Origin of the sequence: Aeromonas eucrenophila (assembly GCF_000819865.1) — a bacterium.
In the GTDB taxonomy this organism is placed as follows: Bacteria; Pseudomonadota; Gammaproteobacteria; order Enterobacterales; family Aeromonadaceae; genus Aeromonas; species Aeromonas eucrenophila.
Genome location: NZ_CDDF01000014.1, coordinates 79,007 through 101,392 on the forward strand (window position 1 = coordinate 79,007; position 22,386 = coordinate 101,392).

General features: G+C 63.2%; 19 protein-coding genes and 1 riboswitch. Of the genes, 12 read left to right on the forward strand and 7 right to left on the reverse strand.

What is annotated here, in order from left to right; genetic code table 11:
- The coding region (locus BN1124_RS13815; RefSeq protein ID WP_042643357.1) for an MFS transporter at window positions 1-975 on the reverse strand (975 nt) is incomplete at its 3' end.
- A gap of 220 nt (window positions 976-1,195) precedes the next feature.
- Here BN1124_RS13815 and BN1124_RS13820 point away from each other — a divergent pair.
- Entirely contained in the window at window positions 1,196-1,894 is a 699-nt protein-coding gene (locus BN1124_RS13820) for a Dph6-related ATP pyrophosphatase (protein WP_042643358.1), read from the forward strand.
- 70 nt (window positions 1,895-1,964) lie between these two features.
- On the opposite strand, the gene ypfJ is transcribed toward BN1124_RS13820, so the two are convergent.
- Window positions 1,965-2,819 carry a KPN_02809 family neutral zinc metallopeptidase gene (ypfJ, locus tag BN1124_RS13825; protein ID WP_042642851.1) on the reverse strand — a complete coding sequence of 285 codons (855 nt, stop codon included), beginning with the start codon at window positions 2,817-2,819 and terminating at the stop codon, window positions 1,965-1,967.
- Window positions 2,820-2,892: 73 nt separating this feature from the next.
- Window positions 2,893-3,156 (reverse strand): hypothetical protein, encoded by a 264-nt coding sequence (locus BN1124_RS13830; RefSeq protein ID WP_042642853.1) that lies wholly within the window; start codon window positions 3,154-3,156, stop codon window positions 2,893-2,895.
- A 232-nt stretch (window positions 3,157-3,388) separates the two neighbouring features.
- Between BN1124_RS13830 and BN1124_RS13835 the strand changes: the two genes are divergently transcribed.
- Window positions 3,389-3,910: a GNAT family N-acetyltransferase gene (locus BN1124_RS13835; RefSeq protein WP_042642855.1), complete on the forward strand. Its 522-nt coding sequence runs from the start codon at window positions 3,389-3,391 to the stop codon at window positions 3,908-3,910.
- 76 nt (window positions 3,911-3,986) lie between these two features.
- Here the strand turns inward: BN1124_RS13835 and BN1124_RS21360 are convergent, their stop codons facing one another.
- Complete coding sequence (locus BN1124_RS21360) at window positions 3,987-4,163, reverse strand: hypothetical protein (protein ID WP_156128375.1); 177 nt, start codon at window positions 4,161-4,163, stop codon at window positions 3,987-3,989.
- 603 nt (window positions 4,164-4,766) lie between these two features.
- Window positions 4,767-6,044, reverse strand: a complete 1,278-nt coding sequence (locus tag BN1124_RS13840) for a cation:proton antiporter (RefSeq protein ID WP_042642858.1) — start codon at window positions 6,042-6,044, stop codon at window positions 4,767-4,769.
- 204 nt (window positions 6,045-6,248) lie between these two features.
- Between BN1124_RS13840 and metH the strand changes: the two genes are divergently transcribed.
- The 3 genes from metH to rimK all read left to right on the forward strand — a co-directional run bounded on the left by metH (window position 6,249) and on the right by rimK (window position 12,044).
- Window positions 6,249-9,932, forward strand: coding sequence for a methionine synthase (gene metH, locus BN1124_RS13845; RefSeq protein WP_042642860.1), 3,684 nt, complete (start codon window positions 6,249-6,251; stop codon window positions 9,930-9,932).
- A gap of 40 nt (window positions 9,933-9,972) precedes the next feature.
- Window positions 9,973-11,034 (forward strand): Gfo/Idh/MocA family oxidoreductase, encoded by a 1,062-nt coding sequence (locus BN1124_RS13850; protein ID WP_042642862.1) that lies wholly within the window; start codon window positions 9,973-9,975, stop codon window positions 11,032-11,034.
- 113 nt (window positions 11,035-11,147) lie between these two features.
- Window positions 11,148-12,044, forward strand: coding sequence for a 30S ribosomal protein S6--L-glutamate ligase (rimK, locus tag BN1124_RS13855; RefSeq protein WP_042642864.1), 897 nt, complete (start codon window positions 11,148-11,150; stop codon window positions 12,042-12,044).
- A gap of 260 nt (window positions 12,045-12,304) precedes the next feature.
- Here the strand turns inward: rimK and BN1124_RS13865 are convergent, their stop codons facing one another.
- Together BN1124_RS13865 and BN1124_RS13870 are read right to left on the reverse strand one after the other, a co-directional pair.
- Window positions 12,305-13,558, reverse strand: coding sequence for a sensor histidine kinase (locus BN1124_RS13865; RefSeq protein WP_042642868.1), 1,254 nt, complete (start codon window positions 13,556-13,558; stop codon window positions 12,305-12,307).
- A gap of 76 nt (window positions 13,559-13,634) precedes the next feature.
- Complete coding sequence (locus BN1124_RS13870; protein ID WP_042642870.1) at window positions 13,635-14,303, reverse strand: response regulator transcription factor; 669 nt, start codon at window positions 14,301-14,303, stop codon at window positions 13,635-13,637.
- Window positions 14,304-14,393: 90 nt separating this feature from the next.
- On the opposite strand from BN1124_RS13870, the gene BN1124_RS13875 reads away from it, so the two are divergent.
- The 7 genes from BN1124_RS13875 to thiS all read left to right on the forward strand — a co-directional run bounded on the left by BN1124_RS13875 (window position 14,394) and on the right by thiS (window position 22,379).
- Window positions 14,394-14,810, forward strand: a complete 417-nt coding sequence (locus BN1124_RS13875) for a hypothetical protein (protein ID WP_042642872.1) — start codon at window positions 14,394-14,396, stop codon at window positions 14,808-14,810.
- A 72-nt stretch (window positions 14,811-14,882) separates the two neighbouring features.
- The gene (locus BN1124_RS13880) at window positions 14,883-15,362 is read left to right on the forward strand and encodes a hypothetical protein (protein WP_042642873.1); all 480 of its coding nucleotides are present in this window, start codon (window positions 14,883-14,885) and stop codon (window positions 15,360-15,362) included.
- Window positions 15,363-15,665: 303 nt separating this feature from the next.
- A complete protein-coding gene (locus BN1124_RS13885) occupies window positions 15,666-17,147 on the forward strand; it encodes an aerolysin family beta-barrel pore-forming toxin (RefSeq protein WP_042642875.1) in 1,482 nt (493 codons plus the stop codon).
- A 285-nt stretch (window positions 17,148-17,432) separates the two neighbouring features.
- A riboswitch (TPP riboswitch) is annotated at window positions 17,433-17,546 on the forward strand.
- Window positions 17,547-17,820: 274 nt separating this feature from the next.
- The gene (gene thiC, locus BN1124_RS13895; protein ID WP_042642877.1) at window positions 17,821-19,860 is read left to right on the forward strand and encodes a phosphomethylpyrimidine synthase ThiC; all 2,040 of its coding nucleotides are present in this window, start codon (window positions 17,821-17,823) and stop codon (window positions 19,858-19,860) included.
- Complete coding sequence (thiE, locus tag BN1124_RS13900) at window positions 19,857-21,416, forward strand: thiamine phosphate synthase (RefSeq protein ID WP_042642879.1); 1,560 nt, start codon at window positions 19,857-19,859, stop codon at window positions 21,414-21,416. Before thiC ends, thiE begins: the two co-directional genes overlap by 4 nt.
- Window positions 21,406-22,176 carry a HesA/MoeB/ThiF family protein gene (locus BN1124_RS13905; RefSeq protein ID WP_042642881.1) on the forward strand — a complete coding sequence of 257 codons (771 nt, stop codon included), beginning with the start codon at window positions 21,406-21,408 and terminating at the stop codon, window positions 22,174-22,176. Before thiE ends, BN1124_RS13905 begins: the two co-directional genes overlap by 11 nt.
- A complete protein-coding gene (gene thiS / locus BN1124_RS13910) occupies window positions 22,173-22,379 on the forward strand; it encodes a sulfur carrier protein ThiS (protein WP_042642883.1) in 207 nt (68 codons plus the stop codon). The genes BN1124_RS13905 and thiS overlap by 4 nt, the downstream gene beginning before the upstream one ends.
- Window positions 22,380-22,386 lie beyond the last annotated feature (7 nt).

Below are 22,386 nucleotides of genomic sequence, written 5' to 3' on the forward strand. Positions count from 1 at the left end.
CCCCGCCAGCAGCAGGGAGCCGAACACGAAGGTGGGGCCGCTGCCGATGGCATCGGCCAGCCTGCCGTAGAAGATGCAACCCAGGGTGAGCGCGACTATGGCCAGGGAGTTGGCAGTCAGGGCATCGGCGGGGCTGATGCCATGCACTTTTTGCAGGTAGGTCGGGGTCATCAGGATCACCACGACTATGCCGGCGGAGAGCAGCCAGGTCAGCAGCATGGAGATGACGACGCTGCCCTTGTGCTCACGCAGCACCGTCTTGAGCGGCAGCTCCTCGGCCAGGGCCTTGTTGGCCTGCATCTCGGCGAAGACCGGGGTCTCGTGCAACCAGCGGCGCAGGTACATGGCGACGATGCCGAACACCCCGCCGAGCACGAAGGCCAGACGCCAGCCCCATTCGCTCACCTCGACCGGGCTCATGCCGCGGTTGATGGCGGTGGCCACCAGGGAGCCGAGCAGTATGCCGGCGGTCAACCCTGCCGTGAGGGTGCCGCAGGCGATGCCAATCCGTTTGGCGGGCACGTGCTCGGCCACGAACACCCAGGCACCGGGGACCTCACCACCGATGGCCGCCCCTTGCATGATGCGCAGCAGCAACAGCAACAACGGTGCGGCTATGCCGAGGGCCGCATAGGTGGGCAACAGGCCGATCAGCAGGGTTGGCAGCGCCATCAGGATGATGCTCAGGGTGAACATGCGCTTGCGGCCGATGAGATCGCCGAAGTGGGCCATGATGATGCCGCCGAGGGGGCGGGCCAGGTAGCCGGCGGCGAAGATGCCGAAGGTCTGGAACTGGCGCAGCCACTCGGGAATATCGGCCGGGAAGAACAGCTCGCCTATCACCACGGCGAAGAAGACGAAGATGATGAAGTCGTAGAATTCGAGGGCGCCGCCGAGGGCCGCCAGGCTCAGGGTCTTGTAATCCTGTCGGTTGAGGGGGCGATTATGGTCATGCGTGGTGCGGACTGTAGTCATATCCTTATGTTTCCCATGATTTTTTAGTTATTGTTCCCCATCCTTGTGCGGGGACACGCTCACTCACGAGGGTATGCTTTTGTGTCCCGAGATGTAAATCGCACAATTCGCAACACAGTCTTGCAACACTGAAGCCACAAACGGGCCTGATGGCGACCGGTCGCGGATCCGCGGCAGAGGCGCTGGCTGTGGGGCTCCCTATACAAGAGTTGGATAGATGATGACAAAGACCAAGGTGCTGCTCTCCTGGAGCAGCGGCAAGGACAGTGCCTGGGCACTGCATCGGCTGCGCCAGGACCCGGCCATCGAGGTGGTGGGACTGTTCACCACCCTCAATCAGGCGTTCGAGCGGGTCGCCATGCACGGGGTGCGCAAGCAGTTGCTGGTGCAGCAGGCCGAGTGCGTGGGGCTGCCACTGCTGACCATCGATCTGCCCTGGCCCTGCAGCAACGAGGATTACGGCCGCATCATGACCGGCTTCATTGCCGAGGTGGTGGCCAAGGGTATCCGGCACATGGCGTTCGGAGATCTCTTCCTCGAGGACGTGCGCGCCTATCGGGAGCGCCAGCTCGAGGGTACCGGGATCACGGCGCTGTTCCCGCTCTGGGGCAGCGACACCCGGCTGTTGGCGCGGGAGATGATGGCGGCGGGGCTCAAGGCGCGGATCAGCACCCTCGACCCCAAGAAGCTGGAGATGAGCCTCGGCGGCCATGACTTCGATGAGGCGCTGCTGGCGGCCCTGCCGGAGGGGGTGGACCCTTGCGGCGAGAACGGCGAGTTCCACACCCTGGCCTATGACGGCCCCATGTTTATGCGGCCGTTGGCCATAAAAACAGGGGAAACTGTGGTGAGAGACGGCTTCGTCTTTACTGATCTGCTACCGGTCGACGTCGTGGATGAGATGAGCGACAAGTCCTGAGCCGGCAACACCGCCAGCCCACAGCAAAGAGCCGACCCAAGGGTCGGCTCTTTAGTTGCTGCATGCTTTCCTAGCGGGCGGCGAAGGTGTCACAGCTGGCGGGTTTGCCACTGTCGAAGCCCTTCTTGAACCAGGCGAGGCGCTGGGCCGAGCTGCCGTGGGTGAAGCTGTCCGGCACCACCCGGCCCTGGCCCTGTTGCTGCAGCCGGTCGTCCCCTATGGCCTGGGCGGCGTTGAGGGCCTCCTCCAGATCGCCGTGCTCCAGCACCTGCTCCCGCTCCATGTAGTGGCCCCAGACCCCGGCGAAGCAGTCGGCCTGCAGCTCGAGTTTGACCGACAGCTTGTTCTGGGCGGCCTGGCTCAGCCCCTGTTGCTGCTGGCGCACCTTGGTGGAGATGCCGAGCAGGTTCTGCACGTGGTGGCCCACCTCGTGGGCGACCACGTAGCCCTGGGCGAAGTCGCCGTCGGCCCCGAGCTTGTCGCGCATGTCCTGATAGAAGGAGAGATCGATGTAGACGGAGCGATCTGCCGGGCAGTAGAAGGGGCCCATCACCGACTGACCCTGACCGCAACCGGTGCGGGTGGCGCCGCGATAGAGCACCAGCTTGGGGGGCTGATACTGGCTGCCGCTGGCCTTGAAGATCTCCCCCCAGGCATCCTCGGTGGAGGCGAGCATCACTGAGGTGAATTTGGCCAAGGGATCATTGGCTGGCTGAGACACATTCTGGCGCGGCGCCTGGGTTTGCGGGGCCGGATCGTTGAGCAATGGGCTCAGATCCACGCCGTAGTAACCCGCCACCATCACCACCACTATCAGGATGAGGCGTCCCTTGCCACCGATGGGCAGGCCGCCACCCCCGCTGCCACCGCCTTCCTGGCGCCTGTCTTCCACGTTGTTGCTCTCACGGCGATCTTGCCAGCGCATGTCTGTCTACTCCCGTCATTGGCTGTGGCAGTAATGATAACGGCTGGCCGCCCGCCTTGCCCGATGAGGAGCCTTATTCGGCCCAGGGCATCTCGGGCAGGCTGTCGAGGAATTCGGCGTAGCGGGTCAGGTTGAAGGGGCCCTGCTCGGCTTCCATCGCCATCAACTCGGCGCCGAGGGCGCAGGCGATGTATTGCAGCGCCTCTTCCCGCGGGGTGCCTTTCATCACCAGCCGCATCAGGGTGGCCTTGACCTGCAGGGGGTGGCCGTCGGCGAGCTGGTTATCAACCATCTCCAGCAGGGTCTGTCCGTCGAAAAATTCGGTGGATTCAGTCATGGTCTCTGTCCTGATTGTGTCATTGAAGATGGGAATGGGGTCGCAGTATAGCCGCAACAGGCCCGCGGCTCGCGCCGAAATAGGGCCCGGGTGGGCGAGGATGGCCGGCCTTCGGCGTCATGGCCGGCACTTTTGCCGCCGACTCCGTCACTTCTGCCCGCCAGATCTTGCCAAGGGGCCGCGACGGGGGCAGTCTTGATGCCCTGTTGTTTCTATCAAAAGAGTCCTTGCCATGATCCTCTCCGAGCGCCTCGTCCTGCGCGAATTAACCACGGCTGACGCCCCCTTTATCCTCGAGCTGCTCAACGACGGCGACTTTCATCGCTACATCGGCGATCGCGGCCTGCGCACCCTGAGCGATGCCGAAGACTACATCCAGCAGGGCCCGGCGGTCAGCTATGCCCAGCACGGGCACGGTCTCTATCTGGTGATGCGGCGCGACGATGAGGCCAAGATCGGCATCTGTGGCCTGATCAAGCGCGACACTCTGCCGTGCGAGGACATCGGCTACGCCTTCCTGCCTGCTTATCGCGGCCAGGGTTATGGGGTCGAGGCGGCGCTGGCGGCGCTGCAAGACGGTCGGGAGCGGCTGGGGATAGAGCGAGTGATCGCCATCGTCACGCCGGGCAACGAGCGCTCGGTCGGGCTGCTGGCCAAGCTGGGGCTGAGTCAGGGTCGGTTGGTCAGGCTGGGTGACAGCGAAGAAGAGTGCCTGCTGCTGGAAGATCCAGGCAGGGAAAGCGTGCCGGTCTGAGTCGGCAAACGGCAACAGAGCAAAGGGGCCGCCGTGAGTTGCGGCCTGTTTGTGTCGTGGCTGTCGGTGTGCTGGATCAGTTGAGGTCTTCGATGGAGAACTCGCCAGGGATGCCATCACAGGAGATGGCGAAGCCACCGCTGAAACGGGTACTGAACTGGATCAGGAAGGCATCGGTATCCTGCTCTTGGGGAGGCAGGTTGACGGGTTTGCTACGACGCAGGGGTTTGTGTGTTTGTACGGCTTTCATCATGGTATTTCTCTATATAAATTAAGTGTTTGCTCCTTGTTTTTGCAAATTTCAGGTTAATGGACGTGGTCAGATCCACGCAGGAATACCCAGCCCCTTGGGGGCGTCTGCACTTTTCAAGGAATGCGCCAAGGAACATGCAGATGCATGGTGCTACTTGGAAGTGGGCAGATCGGGTCTGCACCGTGAGAGCCGGGCAACGCAGGCAGACAGCCTGACGGTTCTCAAGGCGAGTAAATCAGAGGGAGGTTATGTGTGTACTGGCAGGATTCATCTAACGTTGAAGCATTGCGAACATAAACAGGGCTGATTAACTAGCCGGGGCGCATTCTCTCCGCAAAATGAATGAAAAGCAAACAGATATTTCGCCGGTGCGTAAAAAAGCCACAGAGTTCGCCAGTGGCCGCTCGGCAAAAGGGCTCCCGTGGGGAGCCCTTTTCATTGGCGATATGCCACACAGGCAGCGGCTTGGTAGCTGCCGCTGGCCTTCCTGGCTGTCGTGATCCATGTGATGTGATGGTCATGCCCATTGTTGGCCGCAGCGGATAGAAAAAGGGCTCCCGTCGGGAGCCCTTTTCATTGGTGATATGCCATTCAGGCGGCGGCTTAGTAGCTGCCGCTGGCCTTCTTGGCCGCCGTGATCATCGGCGTGATGGTCATGCCTTGCACCACGATGGAGAACATCACCACCGAGTAGGTCATCACCAGGATCACCTCCCGCAGATCGACACCGTGCTCCGGCAGCAGCATGACGCCGGAGGGCAGTGCCAGCGCCATGGCCATGGCCAGGCCACCACGCAGGCCACCCCAGGTCAGGATGCGGATGGAGAAGGTGTTGTAGCTGCGGAAGCGGCGGAAGGCCACGTAGGGCAGCGACACGCTGATGAAGCGCGCGGCCAGACAGAGCGGCACCGCGATGAGCAGCAGGATCCAGTCACGCCAAGCGAGATCCAGCAACACCAGCGCCAGACCGATCAGCAGGAACAGCAGGGCGTTGAGGAACTGATCCATCAACTCCCAGAAGTGATCCAGGTGGTGGCGGCTCTGCTCGGAGAAGCCGGAGTGACGAGTCCAGTTGCCGATCATGATGCCGGTGACCACCATGGCCAGGGCGCCGGAGACGCCGATCATGTTGGCGAAGGCGAAGCCGGCGGTCGGGATGCACAGGGTCAGCAACAGCTCCAGGGAGCCGTCGTCGGTGGCGCTGATCATCACGTGGGCGATGAGCCCCAGCACGGCGCCGAACAGGATGCCGCCGAGGGCCTCGTGCAGGAACAGGCCGGCCACGCTGGTGAAGGTGGGTTCCACCCCGCCGAAGGCAACCGCGAACACGGTGGCGAAGATCACCAGGCCGACCCCGTCATTGAACAGGGATTCCCCCTCGATCTGGATGGCGATCTGGGGCGGCGCCTTCATCTTCTTGACGATGGCCAGCACGGCGATGGGGTCTGTGGGGGAGATCAGTGCACCGAACAGCATGCAGTAGACCAGCGGCAGCTCCCAGCCCAGCAGCTTGGCGATGAACCAGAAGCCGTAGCCGATGAGGAAAGTGGAGATCAGGGTCGCCACTATGGAGAGGATGGTGATCTCCCACTTCTGACTGCGCAGGGCCTTCAGATTGATGCCGAGTCCACCGGCAAACAGCAGGAAACCCAGGATCCCCTTCAGCAGGAAGTTCTGGAAGTCGATGCTCTCCATGGTCTCGACGGCCAGTGGCTCCAGATTGAACCAACCCAACTTACCAAACAGCACCAGCAACGCGGAGATCAGCATGGATCCGGCCGTGATGGCGATGGTGGTCTGGATCTTCACCACATACTGGTTGGCAAAGGCGATGAATATCGCCAGGGCTGCCAAGAAGCAGAGTGTGTAGTAGACGCTCATAGTTATTTTTCTCTTTAGTAAACAGCAAGCACGTATCCCCATTGAGGACGGGCATAGGGTACTCTCGGCTCAGGGGGTACTCATTACCTATTTATGGTTATATTTAATCAAGTTTACGGACAGATAGACGGCTAGATTTCCATGCCATTCGTTTGCTGTTAGGATGAGGTTAACTCAGTGGCATGGATGTAAGAGGAACGAGCGGTGTCTAACGAAAAGCTGAATAAGAATCACAGGTTGGAAGCGAGCCTGAAGGAAAGGATCCTGATCATCGACGGCGCCATGGGCACCATGATCCAGGGCTACAGGCTGGGTGAGGCCGATTATCGCGGCGAACGTTTCGCTGACTGGCACACCGACATCAAGGGCAACAACGACCTGCTGGTGCTGACCAAACCGGCGGTGATCCGCGAGATCCACGATCAGTATTGCGCCGCCGGTGCCGACATCCTCGAGACCAACACCTTCAACGCCACCCGTATCGCCATGGCCGATTACGAGATGGAAGAATTCTCCGCCGAGATCAACCGCGAGGCCGCCAGGCTGGCCCGCGCCGTCGCCGACGAGTGGACGGCGAGAGAGCCCCACAAGCCGCGCTTCGTGGCCGGTGTGCTGGGCCCGACCAACCGCACTTGCTCCATCTCGCCGGACGTGAACGATCCCGGCAAGCGCAACGTCACCTATGACCAGCTGGTGGCCGCCTACACCGAATCTACCCATGCCCTGATCGAGGGTGGCGCCGACATCATCCTCATCGAGACCATCTTCGATACCCTCAACGCCAAGGCCGCCGCCTTCGCGGTGGATCTGGTGTTCGAGGAGCTAGGTTATGCCCTGCCAGTGATGATCTCCGGCACCATCACGGACGCCTCCGGTCGTACCCTCTCCGGCCAGACCACGGAAGCCTTCTATCATTCGCTTCGCCACGTCAAACCCATCTCCTTCGGCCTCAACTGCGCGCTTGGCCCGGACGAGCTGCGCCAGTACGTGGAAGAGCTGTCGCGCATCAGCGAGACCCATGTCAGCGCCCATCCCAACGCCGGCCTGCCCAACGCGTTCGGTGAATACGATCTGGACGCGGGGGAGATGGCGGAACACATCCGCGAGTGGGCTTCGAGCGGCTTCCTCAACCTGGTGGGGGGCTGCTGCGGCACCACCCCGACCCACATCCGCGCCATGAGCGATGCTGTGGCGGGCATTCGCCCCCGCGCCTTGCCAACCCTGCCGGTCGCCTGCCGCCTGTCGGGCCTGGAGCCCCTCATCATCACGGCGGAATCCATGTTCGTGAACGTGGGGGAGCGTACCAATGTCACCGGCTCGGCCAAGTTCAAGCGGCTGATCAAGGAGGGGCTCTACGACGAGGCCCTGGACGTCGCCAAGCAGCAGGTGGAGAGCGGCGCCCAGATCATCGACATCAACATGGATGAGGGGATGCTGGACGCCGAGGCGGCCATGGTGCGCTTCCTGAACCTGATCGCCGGCGAGCCGGACATCGCCCGGGTACCGGTGATGATCGACTCCTCCAAGTGGGAGGTGCTCGAAGCCGGCCTCAAGTGCGTGCAGGGCAAGCCGGTGGTCAACTCCATCTCCATGAAGGAGGGGGAGGAGAAATTCATCCAGCAGGCCAAGCTGCTGCGTCGTTACGGCGCCGCCGTCATCGTCATGGCGTTCGACGAGGTGGGCCAGGCGGACACCCGCGCCCGCAAATTCGAGATCTGTCAGCGCGCCTACCGGATCCTGGTGGATCAAGTAGGCTTCCCGCCGGAAGACATCATCTTCGACCCCAACATCTTCGCGGTGGCGACTGGCATCGACGAGCACAACAACTACGCGGTGGACTTCATCGAAGCGGTGAAGGACATCAAGCAGAACCTGCCCCACGCCATGATCTCCGGCGGCGTCTCCAACGTCTCCTTCTCCTTCCGCGGCAACGAGCCGGTGCGCGAAGCCATCCACGCCGTTTTCCTCTACCACGCCATCCAGAACGGCATGGACATGGGCATAGTCAACGCCGGTCAGCTCGCCATCTATGAAGACATACCGGCGGAGCTGAAAGAGAAGGTCGAGGCCGTGGTGCTCAACCTGAACAACGATGCCACCGAGGCGCTGCTGGCCATCGCCGAGAAGTATCGCGGCGCCGGTGCCCAGGCGGAGGATCCGCGGGATCAGGAGTGGCGCAGCTGGCCTGTGGGCAAGCGGCTCGAACACGCCCTGGTCAAGGGGCTCACCGACTTCATCGAGGAGGATACCGAGGAGGCGCGGGCCGGGGCCGAGAAGCCGCTGCACGTCATCGAAGGGCCGCTGATGGATGGCATGAACGTGGTCGGCGACCTGTTCGGCGCGGGCAAGATGTTCCTGCCCCAGGTGGTGAAGTCGGCGCGGGTGATGAAGCGGGCTGTGGCCTATCTGCAGCCCTACATAGAGGCGGAGAAGCAGGGCGGCTACAGCAACGGCAAGATAGTGCTCGCCACCGTGAAGGGGGACGTGCACGACATCGGCAAGAACATCGTCGGCGTGGTGTTGCAGTGCAACAACTACGAGATAGTGGACCTCGGGGTCATGGTCTCCTGCGAGACGATCCTCAAGACCGCCCGCGAGGTGAACGCCGATATCATAGGGCTGTCGGGCCTGATCACCCCCTCTCTGGACGAGATGGTACACGTGGCCAAAGAGATGGAGCGTCAGGGCTTCAAGCTGCCGCTGCTGATCGGCGGCGCTACCACCTCCAAGGCGCACACCGCGGTCAAGATAGAGCAGAACTACTCAGAACCCGTGGTCTATGTGTCGAACGCGTCACGCGCGGTCGGGGTGGCCCAGAGCCTGCTGAGTAGCGAACTCAAGCCCGCCTTCGTGGCCCGCATCGACAAGGAGTACGAAATCGCCCGGGAGCAGCACGCCCGCAAGCAGCCGCGCTCCAAGCCGGTCAGCCTGGCCCACGCCCGAGCGAACAAACATCAGCTGGACTGGGTCGGCTATCAGCCGCCCGCCCCGTGCGAACCCGGCGTGCAAAAGTTCGAAAATATCGCCATCTCAGTGCTGCGCCCCTACATCGACTGGACGCCGTTTTTCCTGAGCTGGGAGCTGGCGGGCAAGTATCCGCGCATCCTGGAAGACGAAATCATCGGCGAGGAGGCGACCAAGCTGTTTGCCGATGCCAACGCCATGCTGGATAAACTCGAGCGAGATCAAAGCGTGCGCTGCGCCGGTATCATAGGCTTGTTCCCCGCCAACGCCGTGGGAGACAGCATCGAGGTCTACACCGACGAATCCCGCACCCAGGTGCGTAAAGTGCTGCATCACCTGCGCCAGCAGAGCGAGAAGCAGGGCTTCCCGAACTACTGCCTGGCGGACTATGTGGCGCCGAAAGAGAGCGGCAAGCCGGACTGGATAGGTGCCTTCGCGGTGACCGGCGGCATCGGCGAGGAGGTCATAGCGCAAGCCTACAAGGCCGAGCACGACGACTACAACGCCATCCTCATCCAGGCGGTGTGCGATCGTCTGGCGGAGGCCTTCGCCGAGTACCTGCACGAGCAGGTGCGTAAAGTGCACTGGGGATACGCCCAGGACGAGGCCCTCTCCAACGAGGAGCTCATTCGCGAGAACTACCGCGGCATACGCCCGGCACCGGGCTATCCCGCCTGCCCCGAGCACACCGAGAAGGGCAGCATCTGGGAGCTGCTGAAGGTCGAGCAGGGCATCGGCATGAAACTTACCGAGTCCTACGCCATGTGGCCGGGGGCGGCGGTATCCGGCTGGTACTTCTCCCACCCCGACAGCAAGTACTTCGCGGTGGCCCAGATCCAGCAGGATCAGGTGGAAGACTACGCCGTGCGCAAGGGCATGACCCTGGTGGAAGCCGAACGCTGGCTGGGGCCTAACCTGCATTGATCGGGTCGACTGCCGTGGCAGAACCTGAATTGAGGTCGTTATGAAGATTGGATTTGTCGGCCTGGGAGCCGTGGTGCAGACGGCCTATCTGCCTGCGCTCATTGCACTGGCAGAAGATGCTGAAATTTGGGGCTTTGACCCGGTGCTGACGCTGCCGGGAGTGACTCAGGCCTCGAGTCTGGAGGCCCTGCTGGCCTTGCCGCTGGACCGGCTGGTCATTGCGACGCCCTCCCTGCTGCACTTGCCGGTGCTGGAGCAGGCGCTGGCGAGCCAGATCCCCCTCATCCTGGTGGAGAAGCCCGTGGTGGCCAGCCTGGCCCAGCACGACCGCTTGCGGGCCCTGTTGGCGGATCCCGCAGTGGCGGGCCGGGTACTGGCGCTGGATCACTGGATGGCGCGCATTGCCGTCCAGCAACTGCTCCGTGGTGAGCTGGATGCGAGCTGGCAGCCCCTGACGGGCGAGGCCCGGGTTCGGCCCGCGACCATTCTGGACGTGGCCGAGGTGGAGGGCTTCCTGCTGGAGCCCTGCGGCATCGATGCAGAGGGTCACCCCTTCGCCCTCAACTTCGCCACCGGCGAGCCGGATCAACGGACCTTCCACCACCCGGACGGGGTCATCCTCGACATCGGCACCCATGTGCTGGCGATGATCCGCGAGCTGCTGGTGGCCCTCGGCGGGGACGACAGCCTGCATCTGGTCGCCGAGGGCGTCTGCGATCGGCTGGGCCAGCCCATTGAACAGGGGGATCTGCGCACCGCCGAGGGACGTGCCTGCCTGCTGGGTGAGGCGGCCGGGGTGCCGCTGACCCTCTGGCTCGACAAGTACGCCGGCCCCGGGGTGGAGAAGAAGGGGCTCAGCCTCCTGCTGAAAGACGGGCGACGGCTGGAGCTGCTGCGCAGCGGCAATCAGGCCTGGCTGCACCATCATGAGAACGGCTTGGTGCAGCGCTGGCAACTGGAGGGGCCCCTCTATCGCCACTGCATCGCCCAGACCCTGCTGGCGCCGACCCCGGTCACAGGGTGGCATGGCGCGACGGCCCGCCGCCTGCGGGAGGTGGGGTTGCTGCTGGAGCTGCAGCAGCAACTGCGAGGGCCTCATTGACTCTGTTTTAGATTGTCTTGCAGAAAGACGAATGGTGAGGGGAAAGGATTAGCGTTGCCAGCAGTCCGTGGCACCTTATACTCTCCAGTCCGATTATCAGGTCTGCCATTTCCATGAATATTGCCATTTTATCCCGTGAGCCCAACAACTACTCCACCCGCCGTCTGGTCGAGGTGGCTCGGGCCCGTGGGCATCAGGTCGAGGTGCTCGACACCCTGCGTTGCTATATGAACATCGCCTCCCACAACCCCTCGATCCACTACGAGGGGCGGGAGCTGGGGAACTATGACGCCGTGATCCCGCGCATCGGCGCCAGCATCACCTTCTACGGCACCGCCGTGCTGCGTCAGTTCGAGATGATGAATACCATGGCGCTGAACAGCTCGGTCGCCATCTCCCGCTCCCGGGACAAGCTGCGCGCCATGCAGTTGCTGTCGCGCCACGGCATAGGCCTGCCCATCACCGGCTATGCCCACAGTACCCACGACGTGCCGGATCTCATCACCATGGTGGGCGGCGCCCCCCTGGTGGTGAAGCTGCTGGAAGGGACCCAGGGGATTGGGGTGGTGTTGTGCGAGACCCAGAAGGCCGCCGAGAGCGTGATCGAAGCCTTCATCCAGACCAACAATAACATCCTGGTGCAGGAGTATATCCGCGAGGCCAACGGTGCCGACATCCGCTGCCTGGTGGTCAACGGCAAGGTGGTGGCGGCCATGCGCCGGCAGGCCCAGCCGGGGGAGTTTCGCTCCAACCTGCATCGCGGCGGCACCGCCGAGGCGATCAAGATAAGCCCGGAAGAGCGGGCGACCGCGGTGCAGGCCGCCAAGATCATGGGGCTGGACGTGGCCGGGGTGGACATACTGCGCAGCGCCCGCGGCCCCCTGGTGCTGGAGGTGAACTCCTCCCCCGGTCTGCAAGGGGTGGAGGCCGCCTCCGGCAAGGATGTGGCGGGCAAGATCATCGATTTTCTGGAACTCAAGGCGAGCCGCAAGCACAAGCCGGCAGAGTGACCTCGGTAATCGGGATGGTTGGAACAGACAAGGCGCCCTCGGGCGCCTTGTTGTTTCTGTTGATTTCGTTGAGAAGTTATCCCCTCACCCTAGCCCTCTTCCAGAGGGAGAGGGGACCTACCGAGTGTTGGCCAGATAGCTGGGTTGGCGGTGACCAGGGGGAAGAAATACGGATGAACTCCATTGCCTGGCTGATGGGCGTGTTTGCTCCCTTCTCCCGCTTTTTTCGAAGGAACGGGATGAGGGGTCTGCTACAAGCCTCAGCCCTTATCGGCGGGTGATGAGTCCTCGCCAATCACAACGCCCTGACCCATCACCAGCCTGGCGCTGAACACCCCTTCTTCCAGCTGGGTCTCAATCTGCCAGTCCAGCTTCTCGCAGATGCGCTGGATGATGGTCAGGCCGCAGCCGTAGCCGAGGATCTGATCCGGCGCCGCCGCCGTGGGGTTGCTGATGGTGAGGGTCTGCGCCGTCAGGCTGATCTCGATATGGCCATCGGCGTAGCTCAAAGCATTCTTGAACAGGTTGCCCAGCGCGATGGCGAGCAGGGAGAGGGGAGCCTGCACCTCGCTCTGCTCGTCCAGATTGAGCCGGATCTCCAGGCTTTCGCGCTGCAACAGGGGGGCGAGGCGGGCCAGCTCCTGGTGGATCAGCGGGGCCACCCGCTGGGGTGGCCGCTCCACGGCCTCTTTGCGGCCCAGCAGCAGGAAGGTCTCGGTGAGCAGCGCCATCTCGTCGCTGGCGGCGCGGATGCGGCCAGCCGCGCGGGCGGCGGGGGCGGGCAAGTCCGTCACCTTGCCGAGCAGGGCCGCCGAGCCCTGGATCACCATGTTGGGGGTGCGCAGCTCGTGGCTCGCGAAGCGGCTGAACTCCTGCTCCCTGGCGAACACGGCGGCGACCTCGTGTTTGCCCGCCAGCAGCGCCAGCTCGATCTCCCGCAGCTCCTGCCAGGGGGCGTCCGGTACGAAATCCGCCTGATCCGGGGTGAGGTGGGTGACCCGCTGGCGCAGCCGCTCGAGGGGGCCGGTGATGTGGCGCACCAGCCAGATGCCGAACCCTATGCAAGCGATCAGCAGGGCCAGCCCGATCAGCCGGGTGGTCAGGTGCAGTTTGTCTTCGTAAGGATCCAGGTAGTCGTCGGCGTCGTCGTTGAACACGAGGTAGAGCAGCCCCTGGCCGGAGGGGTGGGGCCGCACCAGGAAGTGCTTGTCCTCCTTGCCGAGCTGGTGCTCGTAGAAACCGGGGCTGGCGTAGGGCTTGAGCCAGGCGGGTAGCCGACCGGCCTGGGTCCAGTAGCTGGAGAACTGGCGCGGGCTGGGGGCAGGTGCCTCCTGGCCGAGCCGCAGCCAGTCATCGTTGTAGCGGGTGACTTCGGCCTCCAGCCAGTGGCGCAGGCTCAGCTCCTCCATCTTGTCTTCGGCCACCACCATCAGCAGGCTGAGGATGACGAGCAGCAAGAGCCCGGCGCTCCCCAGCGCCAGGATCAGCCGGCGGCGCAGGCTGGGCAGCGTCATTGCCCCCACCTGGTACAAGCCGGCAAGGGGAGCAGGCCAGGATCAGCCGGTGAGGGGTGAGGCAAGCTCAGCGGCATCATGGGGTTACCAGCCGGTAGCCCTGGCCGTGCAGGGTCTCCAGCATGGGGGTCTCGAAGGGCTTGTCGAGGGCGTTGCGCAGGGCATAGATGTGGCTGCGCAGGGCATCGGAGTCGGGCTCCTCATCCCCCCAGACGGTGTCCAGCACCTCCTGGCGCGTCACCAGCTGCGGCGCGCGCTTCACCAGCAGGCTGAGGATCTGGAACGGGATCTTGCCGAGCTTGAGCTCCACCCCGGCGCGCTGGGCACGGCCGCTGGCGGGATCCACCGTCAGCTCGCCGAAACTGAGGACGCCCATGTCGGCACGGGGCCCGCGCAGGGCCAAGGCCTGCAACCTGACCTCCAGCTCCTCCATGGCGAACGGCTTGACCAGGTAGTCGTCACCGCCGGCGCGAAAGCCCGCCAGCTTGTCGTCCAGGCTGTCCCGGGCGGTGAGAAACAGCACCGGTGTCGCTATGCCATCGGCTCGCAACTGCGCCACGGTGCGCAGGCCGTCGAGGCGTGGCATCATCACGTCCATGATGATGACGTCGAAACGCTGCTCCGCCAGCAGTTGCAGGGCTGCCTGGCCATGATAGGCACAGTCCAGCCGGTGTCCCGCCAGCTCCAGGTAGTCCATGATGGTTTCCGCCACCTGGGGATTGTCTTCCACCACCAGTATTTTCATGTTTCGATCTCCTGGTTTCGGCCGGCATTTCACGGCCATTTCACACCGGATGAAGCATCCTGTGTGCCAGTGTAACCCCGAGGATCCCCGATGAAGAAGTCTCTCTGCGCCCTCTGGCTATTGATTTTATTGCCCTTTGGTCTGGCGCAGGCGGCCGAGTTCAAGCTGACCGGCCGTACCAGCTGGCAGCTGGGCCAGTTGATGGTCAACGGCATTCCCTTTGTCATCGATGGACAGACCCGCTTCAAGGATGGTCTGAGTGAGGACGATCTCGGCGGCACCTGGGTCGATCTGGAAGGGGTGGTGCAGGGAGAGCAGCGGCTGATCCGCGAGGTGGAGGCGCTGGAAGAGGAGGGGGAGATGGAGCTGGAGGGGCCGGTGGAGCGGGGGCGGATCTGGGGCTATGTCACCTCGGACGAGAGCCTGGCCCCCTTCGAGGGCCGCTGGCTGGAGCTGGAATGCAAGTTTGACGGCATGCGGCTGAGCCAATGCCGGGGGGATGATTAGGTCAGGGCCACACCCGCCTGGAAAATTGCCCATAGTTAAACCTCGAGTCCCGCGACACTGAGGTCCTCCATCATGACCAAAGCCACCCTTATCCTGCTGCTGCTGCCCCTCGGCGCCCTGGCCGTGGAGTCCGAACTCTGGCTGGTGGAGCTGGAGCACAACGATGGCATCCGCCTGCAGTTTCAGGGGGCAGAGCTGGAACTCGGCACCGCCGATCTGGTCGGCGTGGAACAGGTCGATGAGCTCAGGCCTGGCATGCGGCTCGCCATTCAGAGCCGCTACGGCGTTGCCGAGCAGATCCGGGTGGTCAGCTCGACCCCGACGCTGGCCCAGAGCAGCCAATGGCGGCGGGCGGAAGACAGGCTGCTCGCGGTGGCCGGACAAGCCTTGCTGCTGCAGGAGCTGGGGGTTCTGGTGTTCGATGCCGAGACCCGCTGGCTGAATGGCAGCCTTGCGGATCTGCAACCGGGCCGCAAGCTGGTACTGAGCCGCGATGAGGACGGACGCTTGACCGAGGTGCTGATCCCCAATCCGGAAGAGGATCCCGAATAAATCGCCTGTATATAAAGTAATCCTGTGGCGGATATTTACTCTGGCGGGAATCGCTGCGGGTCACACTCAATAATTAAAAACTTTAACACCACGAAAATTATAAATTAAATAATAAAGCAATGACTCTGATATTTGTTTTGTCATTAATTAATAACCTGCCTATTAATTGTGTTCATGTCATCTATGAATAATTAAAATGTGGATTCGATCGCATTCGTAGCTTTTTGTGACTGATATTGTCCCCCTGGCATGCAGCAAGATAAATAGTATTCGCATGCCTATACTTACAATATTGGGGGAGCTATGGATAAACTAAAAATAACGGGTTTGGCGTTGACCATTTCGACGCTGTTGATGAGCCAGGCCCATGGGGCCGAGCCTGTCTATCCTGATCAGCTGCGTCTCTTCTCGCTCGGGAAAGAGGTGTGTGGGGCCAACTATCGTCCGATTAATCGGGAAGAGGCGCAGAGTGTCCGCAATAATATTGTGGGCATGATGGGTCAATGGCAAATAAGTGGATTGGCCAATAATTGGGTGATCATGGGGTCGGGCTATAACGGTGAAATAAAACCCGGTTCGGCCTCGGATACCTGGTGTTATCCGACCAATCCGGTCACCAGTGAAATACCCGTATTGCCTGCGCTGAATATTCCAGACGGGGATGAAGTGGACGTGCAATGGCGGCTGGTGCATGACAGCGCCAATTTCATCAAGCCGGCCAGCTACCTCGCCCATTATCTCGGCTATGCCTGGGTCGGTGGCGACCACAGCCCCTACGTGGGTGAGGACATGGACGTGACTCAGGACGGCGACAGCTGGCTGATCCGCGGCAATAACGGCGGCGGCTGCGACGGCTATCGCTGCGGCGAGAAGAGCAGCATCCGGGTCAGCAACTTCGCCTACACCCTGGATCCCGAGAGCTTCAGCCACGGCGAGGTGACCCAGTCCGATCGCACCCTGATCAAGACGGTGGTGGGTTGGGCCGTCAACGACAGCGACACGCCCCAGTCCGGCTATGACGTGACCCTGCGCTACGACACGGCTACCAACTGGTCCAAGACCAACACCTATGGCCTGAGCGAGAAGGTCTCCACCAAGAACAAGTTCAAGTGGCCGCTGGTGGGTGAGACCGAACTCTCCATCGAGATCGCTGCGAACCAGTCCTGGTCCTCCCAGAACGGGGGCACCACCACCACCTCGCTCTCCCAGTCGGCGCGCCCGACCGTGCCCGCCCGCTCGAAGATCCCGGTGAAGATCGAGCTCTACAAGGCGAACATCTCCTACCCCTACGAGTTCAAGGCGGATGTGAGCTATGACCTTGCCCTTAACGGTTTCCTGCGCTGGGGCGGCAACGCCTGGCACACCCATCCGGACAACCGGCCGACCTGGAACCACAGCTTCGTCATCGGTCCGTTCAAGGACAAGGCGAGCAGCATCCGCTACCAGTGGGACAAGCGTTACATCCCGGGTGAGGTGAAGTGGTGGGACTGGAACTGGACCATACAGCAGAACGGTGCCGACACCATGAAGAATGCCCTGGCCAGGGTGCTGCGCCCGGTGCGCGCCAGCATCACGGGGGACTTCCATGCCGAGAGCCAGTTCGCCGGCAACATCGAGATAGGTGCGCCCGTGCCCATCGGCGGCGACAGCAAGGTGCGTCGTGCCCGCAGCGTCGATGGCCAGGCAACCGGCCTGCGCCTGGAGATCCCGCTGGATGCCAACGAGCTCTCCGCACTGGGCTTCGACAACGTCCAGATCGAGCTGCAACCCGCTACCGACAAGTGATCTGGTGGCAGTTAAACTGGAATGTAAAATCGGGCTTTTGCCCGGTTTTTATTTGTAGAATATCTCGTTTTTAGTGATTTTCGCTGCCTTTGGCGCGCTTGTCTGGCCGCGTCCTGAGTGTGTTACCGATCCTGGCCGCGACTCTGCCGCCCCGTCCGCTGCGATGAAACGGAGCTGGCGTATTCAAACTTCTTCTTCGCCGGTCAGCACGGCATCATGGCCAGAGCACCCCACTGGTCAGCTGTGTTAATGCCTTGTACTTTCAAATTCCCCACTTATACTGGCGCCATCTTGTCGGAGTGCCGACCGTCGAACGACGCGAGGCTGAGACCGTTAATTCGGGATCCGTGGAACCTGATCAGGCTAGAACCTGCGAAGGGAAACAAGGGTAACCAGAGGGTTGCCGCGCCGGGGGAGGGACAAGCCTCCCCAGCTGCCAGAGGGTCCATCCCGAGGCAAGCCAGGGCGCACAAGAGGGAGTCTGTCCCGTGCATCGCCTTAGCAGGCGGCCGCACAGCCCACCTGAAAGGGGGCTTGGGACAGCAGAGCAGGGAAGACAACATCCCGAGCTCGTTCCCTCTTGCAGCACAACTCGCCCCCTGGTTCATCACTTCTCCTCGAACTCCAGACAAGCAAACACCCATAACTTCAACCAGTTAATGTGAGTTTTGCTATGTCTACCCCAATCCAGTCCGCACCAGAAGTCCAGTCCGTTCCCGACAACGCCAAGGCCGTTCCTGCCGGTCGCCGCGAGCAGCGCGCCAGCGCCCAGCGCTTTATCGACAACCTCAAGGGCATGGCCCATCCCAACTCCCGCCGCATCTTCATTCAGGGCTCCCGCCCGGACATCCGGGTGGGGCTGCGGGAGATCGTCCTGGCCGACACCTTCGTCGGCGGCAGCAAGGAGGAACCGAAGTTCGAGCCCAACGAATCTGTGCCGGTCTACGACACCTCGGGTGCCTATGGCGACGAGAACGCCACCATAGACGTGCGCCTCGGACTGCCGCGACTGCGGGAGGCCTGGGTGCTGGAGCGGGGGGACACAGAGCCGCTGCCGGGCCTGAGCTCCACCTTCACCCAGGAGCGCCTCGCCGACGAGGGGCTGGATCACCTGCGCTTCGAGCAGCTGCCTAAACCGCGCCGCGCCAAATCGGGCAAATGGGTGACCCAGCTGCACTACGCCCGCCAGGGGATAGTCACCCCAGAGATGGAATTTATCGCCATTCGCGAGAACATGGGCCGCGAGCGGGTGCGCTCCGAGCTGCTGCTGCGCCAGCATCCTGGCCAGGGCTTCGGCGCTCGCCTGCCGGAGAACATCACCCCCGAGTTCGTGCGTGCCGAGGTGGCCGCCGGCCGCGCCATCATCCCCAGCAACATCAACCACCCGGAAGCCGAGCCCATGATCATCGGCCGCAATTTCCTGGTGAAGATCAACGCCAATATCGGCAACTCGGCGGTGACCTCCAGCATCGAGGAGGAAGTGGAGAAGCTGGTCTGGTCCACCCGTTGGGGCGCCGACACCGTCATGGATCTCTCCACCGGCCGCTACATCCACGAGACCCGCGAGTGGATCCTGCGCAACAGCCCGGTGCCCATCGGCACTGTGCCCATCTATCAGGCCCTGGAGAAGACCAACGGCATCGCCGAGGATCTCACCTGGGAGCTGTTCCGCGACACCCTGCTGGAGCAGGCCGAGCAGGGGGTGGACTACTTCACCATCCACGCCGGCGTCTTGCTGCGCTACGTGCCCATGACCGCCAAACGCCTCACCGGCATCGTTTCCCGTGGTGGCAGCATCATGGCCAAGTGGTGCCTGTCCCATCACAAGGAAAACTTCCTCTACCAGCATTTTCGCGAGATCTGCGAGATCTGTGCCGCCTACGACGTGGCACTTTCCCTCGGGGATGGCCTGCGCCCGGGCTCCGTCTATGACGCCAACGACGAGGCGCAGTTTGCCGAGCTGCACACCCTGGGTGAGCTCACCAAGATCGCCTGGGAATACGATGTCCAGGTGATGATCGAGGGGCCGGGCCACGTGCCCATGCACATGATCGAGCGCAACATGACCGAGCAGTTGGAGCACTGCCACGAGGCGCCCTTCTACACGCTCGGCCCGCTCACCACAGATATCGCCCCCGGTTACGATCACTTCACCTCCGGTATAGGCGCCGCCATGATCGGCTGGTATGGCTGCGCCATGCTCTGCTACGTCACCCCCAAGGAGCACCTGGGTCTGCCGAACAAGGAGGACGTGAAGCAGGGGCTCATCACCTACAAGATCGCCGCTCACGCCGCCGACTTGGCCAAGGGTCACCCTGGCGCCCAGATCCGCGACAACGCCATGTCCAAGGCGCGCTTCGAGTTCCGCTGGGAGGATCAGTTCAACCTGGCGCTGGATCCCGAGACAGCTCGCGCCTACCACGACGAGACCCTGCCCCAGGAGTCCGGCAAGGTGGCGCACTTCTGCTCCATGTGTGGCCCCAAGTTCTGCTCCATGAAGATCACCCAGGACGTGCGTGACTACGCCGCCAAACTCGATGCCGCCAAGCTGGAAACCATAGAGGTCAAGCTGGTAGGAATGGATGGCCAGCAGGAGCGGGTGCAGGCCGAGGTTGAAACTGGCATGGCCCAGATGTCGGAAGTCTTCAAGGAGAAGGGGGGTGAGCTCTATCATCAGGCCGCCGCTCTGAAGCAGGAGCGGGAAGAGGCATGAGCACCAAACCCATCGTCTGGACCATAGCGGGTTCGGACTCCGGGGGCGGCGCCGGCATCCAGGCCGATCTGCATACGATGCACGCCCTCGGGGTGCACGGCTGCTCGGTGATCTCCGCCATCACGGCCCAGAACTCGGTGGCGGTGAAGATGGTGGATCCCGTGCTGATGCAGAGCTTCTGCGCCCAGATCGACGCCCTCGGCGTCGATCTGCCTCCTGCCGCCATCAAGATAGGCCTGCTGCCGACCCGGCTGCACGTGGAGGTGCTGGCCCGCCGGCTCGATACCCTGAGCGCCCCCTTCGTTGTCTATGACCCGGTTGCCATCGCGAGCACAGGCACCCCCATGGCGGAGCCGAACATGCTGGCGGCGGTGCGTGAGCACCTGCTGCCGCGCCTGTCGCTCATCACCCCCAATGGCCCGGAGCTGGAGGCCTTGACCGGCATTCCGGCGACCAGCCCGGCGCTGGTGCGAGCGGGTGCTGCACGGTTGCGGGAACTCGGCGCCAGGGCGGTGCTGGTGAAGGGCGGCCACCTCGGTTGGAGCGGGGATCACTGCCTCGACTACTACCAGGACGAGAGCCGCGAGTTCTGGCTGGCGGCACCTCGTCTGGCGACCCGTCACGGCCACGGCACCGGCTGCTGTTACGCCAGCGCCATCGCCGCCGTGTGGGCGCTGGACTACCCCATCGAAGACGCCATCACCCTGGCCCGCGCGTATTTGCAGCAAGGGCTGGCGGGCGCCCAGGGGGTGGGGGCTGGCCCTGGCCCCATCGCCCACCTCGGCTGGCCGGGGGATCTCGCCCGGTTCCCCCGCGCCGTGCTGGCGGGATCCGATCTGGATCGCCGCTTCGGCCTTTGTCCTGCCTGCGAGGCTCGCTTGCCGCAAGGCCCCTTCGCCCCGACCGAACATCGCCTCGGCCTCTATCCCGTGGTGGATTCGGTGCAGTGGCTGGAGCGGTTGCTGAAGGAAGGGGTCAAGACAATACAGCTGCGGATAAAAGATCTGCCGGCCGCTGCGGTGGCCCCGGCCATCCGCACGGCGGTAGCGCTTGGCCGCCAGCATCGGGCCCGGCTCTTTATCAACGATTACTGGCAGCAAGCCATCGAGGTTGGCGCCTATGGCGTGCACCTGGGCCAGGAGGACATGGAAACGGCGGATCTCGCCGCCATCCAGGCTGCCGGCCTGCGCCTTGGCATCTCCACCCACGGCTACTTCGAGCTGATGCGGGCGCGGGAACTCGCGCCGTCCTATATCGCGCTCGGCCACATCTTCCCCACCAACACCAAGCAGATGCCGTCCCGCCCCCAGGGGCTGGTGCGCCTGCACCACTACCGCGCCCTGATGGCGGACTGGCCCACGGTCGCCATCGGCGGAATCGGTGAGTCGCGCATAGCCCAGGTGCAGGAGAGCGGGGTCGGCAGCATCGCCCTGGTCTCCGCCATCACGGGGAGCAACGACTGGCAAAGTGCCACGGCCCGCCTGCTGGCCGCCGTGGGGGCCGGGGATCCGGCGCTCTCCGCCATCCCGGCAAAGGAGGTGGAACATGCTCTCTGACGAGGAATACTTGCGCTACGGCAGGCAACTGATGCTGGCCGAGATCGGTGAGGCGGGGCAGGCACGGCTCAAAGAGAAGTCGGTGCTCATTGTCGGCCTCGGCGGCCTCGGCTCGCCGCTCGCGCTCTATCTCGCCGGGGCCGGGGTGGGGACGCTGTGGCTCGCCGACGGCGACGTGGTGGATTCCAGCAACTTGCCGCGCCAGTTTCTCTACACCGGGGAGGATCTGCGCCGCTCCAAGGCCGAGCTGACCCGGGAACGGTTGGCGGCCCACAACCCGCTGGTGGAGCTGATCGCCATCAATCAGAGGCTCGATGCGCAGAGCCTGCCGGCGTTCGTGGCCGAGGTGGATCTGGTTGTCGACTGCTGCGACAACCTCCCGACCCGCCACGCCATCAACGCAGCCTGCGTCGCCTTGGGCAAACCCTGGATCTCCGCTGCCGCCGTCGGCTGGCAGGGGCAGCTGATGGTGCGAAGCGCCCCCGAGCACGCCTGCTACGCCTGCCTCTACTCGGCGGATACCGAAATCAAAGAGAGCTGCCAGAGCGGCGGCGTCACCGGCCCCCTGGTGGGCGTGATGGGCTCCTTGCAGGCGCTGGAGGCCATCAAGCTGCTGCTCGGGCGTGAGAGCCCGGTTGCGGGCACCCTGCGCCGCTTCGATGCCTTGAACCACGAGTGGCAGACTCTGCGCCTGCCAGCGGATCCCGCCTGCCCCGTTTGTAGCAATGGCAACGGCAGCGCCAACAAGGATGACCAATGAATATTCGACTGAACGACAAGGCGCTGGCCCTGACGGCGGAAGAGAGCGTCAGCGTGGCCGCCCTGCTGGCGGCGCAAGCCGTCGCCCCTCAGGGGGTGGCGGTGGCCCTCAACGGCGCCGTGTTGCCCCGCAGCCGCTGGCCCGAGACTCCCCTCAATGACGGGGATGAACTTCATCTCTTCACTGCCATCGCCGGAGGCTAACGCATGA

Coding starts and splice junctions, on each gene's coding strand:
- thiC (WP_042642877.1), top strand. CDS start 17,821: ATGTCTACCCCAATCCAGTCCGCACCAGAAGTCCAGTCCGTTCCCGAC.
- ypfJ (WP_042642851.1), bottom strand. CDS start 2,819: ATGCGCTGGCAAGATCGCCGTGAGAGCAACAACGTGGAAGACAGGCGC.
- BN1124_RS13880 (WP_042642873.1), top strand. CDS start 14,883: ATGACCAAAGCCACCCTTATCCTGCTGCTGCTGCCCCTCGGCGCCCTG.
- BN1124_RS13870 (WP_042642870.1), bottom strand. CDS start 14,303: ATGAAAATACTGGTGGTGGAAGACAATCCCCAGGTGGCGGAAACCATC.
- BN1124_RS13885 (WP_042642875.1), top strand. CDS start 15,666: ATGGATAAACTAAAAATAACGGGTTTGGCGTTGACCATTTCGACGCTG.
- BN1124_RS21360 (WP_156128375.1), bottom strand. CDS start 4,163: ATGATGAAAGCCGTACAAACACACAAACCCCTGCGTCGTAGCAAACCC.
- thiE (WP_042642879.1), top strand. CDS start 19,857: ATGAGCACCAAACCCATCGTCTGGACCATAGCGGGTTCGGACTCCGGG.
- BN1124_RS13830 (WP_042642853.1), bottom strand. CDS start 3,156: ATGACTGAATCCACCGAATTTTTCGACGGACAGACCCTGCTGGAGATG.
- BN1124_RS13850 (WP_042642862.1), top strand. CDS start 9,973: ATGAAGATTGGATTTGTCGGCCTGGGAGCCGTGGTGCAGACGGCCTAT.
- rimK (WP_042642864.1), top strand. CDS start 11,148: ATGAATATTGCCATTTTATCCCGTGAGCCCAACAACTACTCCACCCGC.
- BN1124_RS13875 (WP_042642872.1), top strand. CDS start 14,394: ATGAAGAAGTCTCTCTGCGCCCTCTGGCTATTGATTTTATTGCCCTTT.
- thiS (WP_042642883.1), top strand. CDS start 22,173: ATGAATATTCGACTGAACGACAAGGCGCTGGCCCTGACGGCGGAAGAG.
- BN1124_RS13865 (WP_042642868.1), bottom strand. CDS start 13,558: ATGACGCTGCCCAGCCTGCGCCGCCGGCTGATCCTGGCGCTGGGGAGC.
- BN1124_RS13835 (WP_042642855.1), top strand. CDS start 3,389: ATGATCCTCTCCGAGCGCCTCGTCCTGCGCGAATTAACCACGGCTGAC.
- BN1124_RS13820 (WP_042643358.1), top strand. CDS start 1,196: ATGACAAAGACCAAGGTGCTGCTCTCCTGGAGCAGCGGCAAGGACAGT.
- BN1124_RS13905 (WP_042642881.1), top strand. CDS start 21,406: ATGCTCTCTGACGAGGAATACTTGCGCTACGGCAGGCAACTGATGCTG.
- BN1124_RS13840 (WP_042642858.1), bottom strand. CDS start 6,044: ATGAGCGTCTACTACACACTCTGCTTCTTGGCAGCCCTGGCGATATTC.